This window comes from Enterobacter cloacae complex sp. 2022EL-00981, from assembly GCF_028737495.1.
Taxonomy (GTDB): Bacteria; Pseudomonadota; Gammaproteobacteria; order Enterobacterales; family Enterobacteriaceae; genus Enterobacter; species Enterobacter cloacae.
Genome location: NZ_JAQZRK010000002.1, coordinates 348,220 through 357,874 on the forward strand (window position 1 = coordinate 348,220; position 9,655 = coordinate 357,874).

8 protein-coding genes are annotated in these 9,655 nt (G+C 51.0%); 2 read left to right on the forward strand and 6 right to left on the reverse strand.

The window, feature by feature from the left end:
• Positions 1-171 precede the first annotated feature (171 nt).
• Positions 172-3,696, forward strand: a complete 3,525-nt coding sequence (gene nifJ / locus PUZ33_RS03495) for a pyruvate:ferredoxin (flavodoxin) oxidoreductase (protein ID WP_062676871.1) — start codon at positions 172-174, stop codon at positions 3,694-3,696.
• Between the two features lie 388 nt (positions 3,697-4,084).
• Positions 4,085-5,194, forward strand: a complete 1,110-nt coding sequence (ompC, locus tag PUZ33_RS03500; protein WP_013096462.1) for a porin OmpC — start codon at positions 4,085-4,087, stop codon at positions 5,192-5,194.
• Positions 5,195-5,529: 335 nt separating this feature from the next.
• Here the strand turns inward: ompC and PUZ33_RS03505 are convergent, their stop codons facing one another.
• From PUZ33_RS03505 to msbA, 6 genes are all read right to left on the reverse strand, one after another.
• A complete protein-coding gene (locus PUZ33_RS03505; protein WP_223232805.1) occupies positions 5,530-5,607 on the reverse strand; it encodes a hypothetical protein in 78 nt (25 codons plus the stop codon).
• A gap of 65 nt (positions 5,608-5,672) precedes the next feature.
• A complete protein-coding gene (locus PUZ33_RS03510) occupies positions 5,673-6,098 on the reverse strand; it encodes a GFA family protein (RefSeq protein WP_028028030.1) in 426 nt (141 codons plus the stop codon).
• A gap of 3 nt (positions 6,099-6,101) precedes the next feature.
• Positions 6,102-6,299, reverse strand: coding sequence for a hypothetical protein (locus PUZ33_RS03515; protein ID WP_013096459.1), 198 nt, complete (start codon positions 6,297-6,299; stop codon positions 6,102-6,104).
• A gap of 39 nt (positions 6,300-6,338) precedes the next feature.
• Positions 6,339-6,788, reverse strand: coding sequence for a hypothetical protein (locus tag PUZ33_RS03520; protein ID WP_062676870.1), 450 nt, complete (start codon positions 6,786-6,788; stop codon positions 6,339-6,341).
• 98 nt (positions 6,789-6,886) lie between these two features.
• Positions 6,887-7,273, reverse strand: a complete 387-nt coding sequence (locus tag PUZ33_RS03525) for a DUF1294 domain-containing protein (RefSeq protein ID WP_062676869.1) — start codon at positions 7,271-7,273, stop codon at positions 6,887-6,889.
• Between the two features lie 87 nt (positions 7,274-7,360).
• Positions 7,361-9,118, reverse strand: coding sequence for a lipid A ABC transporter ATP-binding protein/permease MsbA (msbA, locus tag PUZ33_RS03530; protein ID WP_062676868.1), 1,758 nt, complete (start codon positions 9,116-9,118; stop codon positions 7,361-7,363).
• Positions 9,119-9,655: the final 537 nt, after the last annotated feature.

Genomic DNA, 9,655 nt, shown 5'->3' on the forward strand with positions numbered 1-9,655 from the left:
TTAGAAGGGTTTTTCGCCAAAAGTTTGATCTACTCATTGATGGTGAGAATACCGAGGACACAAATGCGAAAATCGCAAAATCCGGCCTTTGCTAAAATAAGGGAATAATATTCAGGGTCTGACCAGGTTTACGGACCCCTCTTTTTTTGCGCAATGTAAGGGTGTCGTCCTATGCAAACTATTGACGGTAATGGTGCAGTCGCGTCAGTCGCGTTTCGCACCAGCGAAGTTATCGCCATCTACCCGATTACGCCAAGTTCTACAATGGCCGAACAGGCAGATGCCTGGGCAGGAAACGGGTTAAAAAATGTCTGGGGCGATGTCCCGAGAGTCGTCGAAATGCAGTCCGAAGCGGGTGCGATTGCCGCGGTGCATGGTGCGCTACAGACGGGGGCGCTCTCCACATCGTTCACCTCCTCGCAGGGATTGCTGCTGATGATCCCGACGCTGTACAAACTGGCCGGTCAACTTACGCCGTTTGTCCTGCACGTCGCGGCACGAACCGTTGCTACCCACGCGCTCTCCATTTTTGGCGATCACTCCGACGTGATGGCCGTGCGTCAGACCGGCTGCGCCATGCTGTGCGCCAGCAGCGTCCAGGAGGCCCAGGATTTCGCGTTAATTTCCCATATCGCGACGCTGAAAAGCCGCGTGCCGTTTATTCACTTCTTTGATGGTTTCCGCACCTCCCACGAAATCAACAAAATCGTGCCGCTGGCAGATGACACCCTTCTCTCGCTTCTGCCGCAGGCGGACATTGATGCCCATCGCGCCCGCGCACTCAACCCGGAACATCCGGTGATCCGCGGGACATCGGCCAACCCGGATACTTACTTCCAGTCCCGCGAGGCAACGAACCCGTGGTACAACGCGGTGTACAACCATGTGGAACAGGCGATGAACGATTTCGCTGCCGCCACCGGACGGGAATATAAACCGTTTGAATATTATGGCCATCCACAGGCGGAACGCGTGATTGTGCTGATGGGTTCAGCCATTGGCACCTGTGAAGAAGTCGTGGATGAACTGCTGACGCGCGGCGAGAAAGTTGGGGTGCTGAAAGTTCGCCTCTTCCGCCCGTTCTCAGCGAAACATCTGCTCTCTGCGCTGCCGGAGAGCGCACGTAGCGTGGCCGTGCTCGATCGTACTAAAGAGCCTGGCGCACACGCAGAACCGCTGTATCTGGACGTCATGACCGCACTGGCGGAAGCCTTCAGTAACGGCGAGCGCGAAACGCTGCCGCGTGTCATTGGCGGGCGTTATGGTTTGTCGTCCAAAGAGTTCGGTCCGGATTGCGTGCTGGCGGTGTTTAATGAGCTAAGTGAAACGAAGCCGAAACCTCGCTTTACAGTCGGTATTTATGACGATGTCACTAATCTTTCACTGGCCTTGCCGGAAAACACCCTGCCCTCCGGCGCGAAACTTGAGGCGCTGTTCTACGGTCTGGGCAGCGACGGCAGCGTTTCGGCAACCAAGAACAACATCAAGATCATCGGTAATTCCACACCGTGGTATGCACAGGGTTATTTCGTCTATGACTCCAAGAAAGCCGGCGGGCTGACCGTGTCCCATCTGCGCGTCAGCGAACACCCTATCCGCTCCGCGTATCTCATTTCGCAGGCTGATTTTGTCGGCTGTCACCAGCTGCAGTTTATCGATAAATACCAGATGGCCGAACGTCTCAAACCTGGCGGTATTTTCCTGCTCAACACGCCGTACAGTGCGGATGAGGTCTGGGCGCGTCTGCCGCAGGAAGTGCAGGCGGTGCTTAATCAGAAAAAAGCGCGTCTTTTTGTCATTAACGCGGCGAAGATTGCCCGCGAATGTGGTCTTGCCGCGCGCATCAACACCGTCATGCAGATGGCGTTCTTCCACCTGACAAACATTCTGCCGGGCGACAGCGCCTTAATGGAACTGCAGGGCGCGATCGCCAAAAGTTACAGCAGTAAAGGCCAGGAATTGGTTGAACGCAACTGGCAGGCACTGGCGCTGGCGCGCGAGTCGCTGTCTGAAGTACCGCTCCAGCCGGTGAATGCCAGCAGCCCGAACCGTCCTCCGGTGGTTTCTGATGCGGCTCCAGATTTTGTTAAAACCGTAACGGCGGCCATGCTGGCGGGGCTGGGCGATGCCCTTCCCGTCTCCGCCCTGCCGCCGGATGGCACCTGGCCGATGGGCACCACCCGCTGGGAAAAACGCAACATCGCCGAAGAGATCCCAATCTGGAAGGAAGAGCTGTGTACCCAGTGCAATCACTGTGTGGCAGCGTGCCCGCACTCTGCCATCCGGGCCAAAGTCGTTTCTCCGGACGCGATGGAATCGGCCCCATCCAGCCTGCATTCACTGGATGTGAAATCCCGCGATATGCGCGGACAGAAATACGTTCTGCAGGTTGCACCAGAAGATTGCACCGGCTGTAACCTCTGCGTTGAGGTCTGCCCGGCCAAAGACCGACAGAACCCGGATATCAAAGCCATCAATATGATGTCGCGGCTGGAACACGTGGAAGAAGAGAAAGTGAATTATGACTTCTTCCTGAACCTGCCGGAAATCGATCGGAGCAAGCTGGAACGTATTGATATCCGTACCTCACAGCTGATCACGCCGCTGTTCGAATACTCTGGCGCCTGCTCCGGCTGCGGGGAAACACCGTACATCAAACTGCTGACGCAACTCTACGGTGACCGGATGCTGATCGCCAACGCGACCGGCTGTTCGTCTATTTATGGCGGTAACCTGCCGTCCACCCCATACACCACCGACGCCAACGGCCGCGGCCCGGCATGGGCGAATTCGCTGTTTGAGGATAACGCCGAATTTGGTCTTGGCTTCCGCTTAACGGTGGATCAGCACCGCGCACGCGTGATGCGCCTGCTGGATCAGTTTGCCGATAACATCCCTGCCGACCTGCACGCTGCGCTGCACGCTGAAGCCACGCCTGAGGTTCGTCGTGAACAGGTTACGGCGCTTCGTAATGCCCTTCAGGGCGTTGACGGTGCAGAACAACTGGTGACCGACGCTGACGCCCTGGTTGAAAAATCGATCTGGCTGATTGGCGGCGATGGCTGGGCATATGATATTGGCTTTGGCGGGCTGGATCATGTGTTGAGCCTGACCGAGAACGTGAACATCCTGGTGCTGGATACCCAGTGTTATTCCAATACCGGCGGACAGGCGTCAAAAGCCACGCCGTTAGGAGCGGTAACAAAATTTGGCGAACATGGGAAACGCAAGGCGCGTAAAGATCTCGGCGTCAGCATGATGATGTATGGCCACGTGTACGTTGCGCAAATCTCGCTCGGCGCGCAGCTTAACCAGACGGTGAAAGCGATTCAGGAGGCGGAAGCGTATCCGGGCCCATCGCTTATCATCGCCTACAGCCCTTGCGAAGAGCATGGTTACGATCTGGCGCTCAGCCACGACCAGATGCGTCAGTTGACCGCCACGGGCTTCTGGCCGCTGTACCGCTTTGATCCTCGCCGGGCAGAGGAAGGCAAGCTGCCGCTGGCGCTCGATTCACGTCCTCCGTCAGATGCCCTGGCTGAGACACTGCTGCAGGAGCAGCGCTTCCGTCGCCTCAATGCGCAACAGCCAGAAGTGGCTGAGCAGTTGTGGAAAGATGCCGCCGCCGATCTGCAAAAACGGTACGACTTCCTGGCGCAAATGGCCGGGAAAGCGGAAAAATCCACCAGCGAATAATCCCCATGCCCGGCTTGTCCGGGCATTTTTATGCCATAAAAAAAGCCCGGTGTATTCACACCGGGCCAGACCAAATAATCCCTGAGCATCACGTTAAATGAATAAATGATATTCATGGGAATTATGGATAATAATCTTAAAGGCATATAACGGGGCAGACATTACCTGATTTACCGCATGATTAATAATTTTAATTTATTATGTTTTTCACTAAAACATTCATCAAACAAATTAACATTTCCGCAGAACAATTCCCTTTAGATTTTACTCACTTCGTAACAATTATAATTTATTACTCTTTCAGCGGAGTGATTTAGCATGTGACAACTCTCCGCAAAGGAAAGTTCAACAGGTAATTAAATAAAAACAACCGCAAAGGAATACCATAATGCAAAGAAAAGTACTGGCCCTGATGATTCCGGCTCTGTTAATGGCTGGCGCTGCGCATGCCGCAGAGATTTATAATAAGGATGGCAATAAATTAGATCTGTACGGAAAAGTAGATGGTTTGCACTACTTCTCTGATGACACGTCTAAAGACGGCGATCAGACCTATATGCGTTTGGGTTTCAAGGGCGAAACCCAGATCAACGACATGATGACCGGCTACGCACAGTGGGAATACAACATTCAGGCAAATAACACCGAAGGGTCTGACAACCAGTCCTGGACACGTCTGGCCTTCGCCGGTGTGAAAGTGGGTGACTACGGTTCCTTTGACTACGGCCGTAACTATGGCGTCCTGTACGACGTGGAAGGCTGGACCGATATGCTGCCAGAGTTCGGCGGCGACTCTTACACCTATGCCGATAACTTTATGACCGGTCGTGCCAATGGCGTAGCAACCTACCGCAACACCGATTTCTATGGTCTGGTGCCGGGTCTGAACTTTGCTCTGCAGTATCAGGGTAATAACGAAGATGCCAGCAATAACCAGGAAGGGACCAATAATGGTCGCGACACGCGTCATGAGAACGGTGACGGCTTCGGTATTTCTACCACCTATGATTTCGGTATGGGAATTTCAGCGGGGGCGGCCTATACCTCTTCTGACCGTACCAACGATCAGGTGAGAAATACCACCGCGGGCGGGGATAAAGCGGATGCCTGGACCGCGGGTCTGAAATATGACGCCAACAATATCTATCTGGCGGCAATGTATTCTGAAACCCGTAATATGACCCCTTACGGCGACAATGAAAGCGCCGTGGCGAATAAAACTCAGAACTTTGAAGTTACCGCACAATACCAGTTCGATTTTGGTCTGCGTCCGGCAATTTCCTACCTGCAGTCGAAAGGTAAAGACCTGGGCAACGGTCAGGGCGATCAGGACCTGGTTAAATATGCCGACGTAGGCGCAACCTATTACTTCAACAAAAACATGTCCACCTATGTGGATTATAAAATCAACCTGCTGGATGAAGATGACAGCTTCTACAAAAACAACGGTATCGGTACCGATGATGTCGTCGCATTAGGCCTGGTTTACCAGTTCTGATGATCAGAGCCCGCAGCATCATGCGGGCTCACCTTTTTTGAGGTTAGTCGCACAACAGCACGCTATCGCGAGATTGTTGAGGATAAGTTGAAAGACTGCGGGTTAGACTGCGCAGATATCCCCCTCATCATTAAGGATAACTGTGTTGTTTGGTCGTGTTTCCCTTGCCCTACTGGCTCTTTTAGCGTGTTTGTGGATGGCGTTAATTTTCGATTTCCGCGATATTGTTGGGCACCTCGGCACGCTCTTAAATCATCTCGACAGGCATTAACAGTGAGCCTTTGAAAACAAAAAGCCACCAGCAGTGCCGGTGGCCGTGATACCCTTCGTGAATGCTATTTTTTCACGGGCTGAGGCTTTTTATCCCCTGATTCAGGCGCCTCACGTGGGTCGTCTTTTTCAACACTAAGCATAATGTCTCCTCTTTAAGATACCCACTTCCCACTATAGTCAGCGTTAGCACAATGTGGCCAGGCGGCTAGGACGCTTGTGTTGGCGCGCGTTTGCGAAAAGAGAGATAGCCAAAGACCCCACTTTCGCCATCCGCAGGATGGTTAACCCCATCCATCACCGTCACTTCCGGGAAATCGAACGGAGAGACATTTTCAAAACAGGCGACATTTACACCGTATTCATTGGGATTAGAACGCCGCTGATGGAAGGTATAAATCCCGCAGACCGAGCAGAAGAAATGCCGGGCTGTACCGGTGTTAAAGCGGTACTCCGTAAGTTTATCCTCGCCTTTGGTGACGGTTATACCGGTTAACGGTGCAGAGACCACAACCGCCCCTCTCATCCGACAAAAAGAACAGCTACAGCGACGGGCGGTATTTAACCCATCGGTTAACGCAACGGTGAATGCCACTGCACCACAATGGCATTGGGCATGACGGATTTCTGCCATCGTTTACACCCCTTTTCTTACCAGCTCAGCGGCCTTGACGAACACCTCATCCTCTACGCCGTCACCCTTTTGCCTGCCGAGTCTTAGCAGTTCATCAACAATGCTGTTACGATCGATCGGTTTCTGTGCCGAAACAAGCCCGATAACGGCAGCACCAATCGCCAGCCCAACTAACCCGGTTTGTTCATCTTTGTTCTTCATGTTCATGCTCCTGATACCACAAACAAGCGTAGCAGGATTTTAAAAACGCGGTGTCAGACCGTATTTCGGCGATTTGATATTTGCGGCCCAAATCTTGATATCGTTTTGCAGGAGAAGGGTGAAATCTGAATTCAGATGCATCACCAGGGCATTGACGCTGGTTGCATCGACCACTGAAAAATGTTCAATTCTGTTCGACCCAACCTGAACACAGTAATAGCTGGCGGGCAGCACTTTACCATTCACATTAAGCGGCAGCGTATTTTCTCCACATTGCCCTTCGGTGATGTATGAAACCACCAGATTAGCGGATTTTTTCCCGGGCTGAGATACACTCACCATTACCGGAAAACCTTCCGACGTCTGCGTCATGTCATAAAGAACGGCATTTTTTATATACCAGGTATTATATTCCCGCTCCTGAAACGTCGACCAGCCTGGTGCTGAATAAAACATCAGCACTGCCAGTGTAATAGATTTTATTTTCATGAGATGCTGTCGTCCGTGTTGTTGCACGTATTATTCAGAACGGACAAAAAACAGCAACCCACCAGGATTTGGCCTACTACTATTGGCAGTAATGATGCTCAATAGCGAACAACAAAACCAAAATGATACAGCGCCACCGTGGCTAAGATGCTCACGACCACAGACATCAAAAACCAGGTTTTGAACGGCTGCTTTTGCGTTTTATGGCGAAAGATCTGTTGACCCATTATGGCGCCGGGCCACCCGCCCACAACGCCGAAGACCAGTAAGGTCACTTCCGGTATCCGGCGCATTCCTTTTCGTGCTGCCATTTTATCGGCGCCGTAAATAACCATAGTCAGGACGTTAATGAGCAGGAACCATATGGCTACGGGCCAGGCGGAAAAGAGACTGCCGATAGCAGTACAGAGTAGCAGGAAAAAACAAAATTTATTCAAAGTGTTAGGTCCAGTCACAGGATATGTAAGCGTATTCAGAGAAGGCATTATACGGTATCTTGCGCATGAATCAGGTTTGGGTGACATTACGGGATACCCCGCTTTTGCAAGCGGGGTAAAAAGCGTGAATGTGACTTAACTGTTTGACGCACCGAATTGCATTTTGTGAAGCTGTGCGTACACCCCATTGTGAGTCAGCAATTCCGCATGGCTTCCGCGTTCAACGATAACGCCATCTTCAACAACAATGATTTCATCAGCTTTTTCGATAGTCGACAGACGATGCGCAATCACCAGTGACGTACGGTTCTTTTGCAGTTCCTCGAGCGCAGACTGTATAGCGCGTTCCGATTCCGTATCCAGGGCTGACGTTGCTTCATCAAGGATGAGTATTGGACTGTCCCGCAACAGTGCGCGTGCAATAGCGATACGTTGCCGTTGCCCACCAGAAAGCAGTACCCCGTTTTCACCGATGATGGTATCAAGACCGTTATCCATCTTGTTGATAAAGTCCATCGCATTTGCCATACGCGCGGCATTTTCGATCTGGTCACGGGTGTACTGCTCCGTACGACCGTAGGCGATGTTGTTGGCAACCGTGTCGTTAAACAGATGGACATTTTGCGACACCAGCGCCACCTGGTTACGAAGCGACTGAAGGGTATATTCTCGCAGGTCGTGGCCGTCCAGCAGAATTTCACCTTCATCAATATCATAAAATCGCGTCATCAGGCTGGCGATGGTTGATTTACCCGAGCCGGAACGTCCGACAAGGGCAACGGTCTTACCGGCAGGTATGTTCAGGGTGATATTGCGTAGCGCTGGGGCCTCACGTCCCGGATAGGTAAACGTCACATTGCGAAACACCACGTCCGCTTTTGCGCGTTCAAGTACACGCTTACCTTCATCTTTTTCCTGTTCGGAATCAAGAATAGTGAACAGCGTCTGGCAAGCGGCCATCCCGCGCTGGAACTGTGCGTTCACATTGGTCAGGGATTTAAGAGGCCGCATCAATGCAATCATCGATGTGAAAACGACGCTAATCGTTCCCGCCGTCAGGGTCGCCATAACACTCGGGAAGCTGGCAGCATAAAGAACAAACGCGAGTGCCAGGGAAGCAATAAGCTGAATAACAGGATCGGAGATTGACGATGCGGACATCATTTTCATTCCCTGCAAACGCATCTTATTGCTGACCTTATCAAAGCGTTTTGTTTCAACGTCCTGACCGCCGAAAATCAATACTTCTTTATGGCCTTTAAGCATCTGCTCAGCACTCGCCGTGACCTGCCCCATCGTATTCTGCATGCTTTTACTGATAGTGCGAAAGCGTTTGGACACCACACGGATAGTCACGGATATAACAGGTGCCAGTACAATCAGGATGATTGAGAGCTGCCAGCTATAGTAGAACATCATGGCGAACAAGCCGATGATTGACGCGCCCTCACGGATGACCGTTATCAGCGTACCTGATGACGAAGATGCGACTTGTTCGGAATCATAGGTAATACGCGACAGCAACGTCCCAGTTGACTGTTTGTCAAAAAACGAAACAGGCATGCCCATCAAATGGCGGAACAATTTCCGGCGCACATCCATCACCACTTTGCCCGAGACCCAGGAGACACAATAGCTGGAGATAAAACTGGTAATACCGCGTAGCGTCATTAATCCGATAACCACAACCGGCATCCATAACATGACAGAGCGGTCCATTTTGCCCACGCCATCATCCATTAACGGCTTTAGCAAAGACAGCATAAAAGGATCGCAGGCGGCATTTATCATTAATGCTAATGCCGCAACCAATAGCCCTTTCTTGAAAGGCGATATTATAGGCCAAAGACGGCGAAACGTAAGCCAGGTGGAAAGGTCTTTGTCAGTTTGCATACGGGAGCCTTAATAATGAGAGCCGTTGAGCATAACGTACAGTTTTAAAGGAACCACTGCACAACGGTATTAAGGGTATGATGTGTTACTTCAACGAATATCTAACCACTCGCGAATAATATTTTTTTGCTCTGTCCTGTTCATTATGCTTATTTTATTTTTAACTTTATTTCACCCTGTTATCCAACCATCTATTAACACATCCCACCCCAGAAAGAAATGAATAAAACAGAAGCAGATAAATCTTAATGTTTACTGATTGCAGTTTCTTTTACCGCATATAAATTTTCGCTTTGTGCATGTTGATCATTTGTTATATTTACGACTAAAAATAGCCACACTGTATATACATGCTCCAGTTAAAAGACTGACAATCAGTAGCATTTTCAACCTGACGCACGTGAAACACTTTGAATCGCCACGGGTTTAACAGACACCTCAGAGTCATTTAAGATGGCTTAAAGAGAGGTGCCCATGAGCGGTAAGCGTTATCCCGAAGAGTTTAAAACTGAAGCAGTCAAACAGGTTGTTGATCGC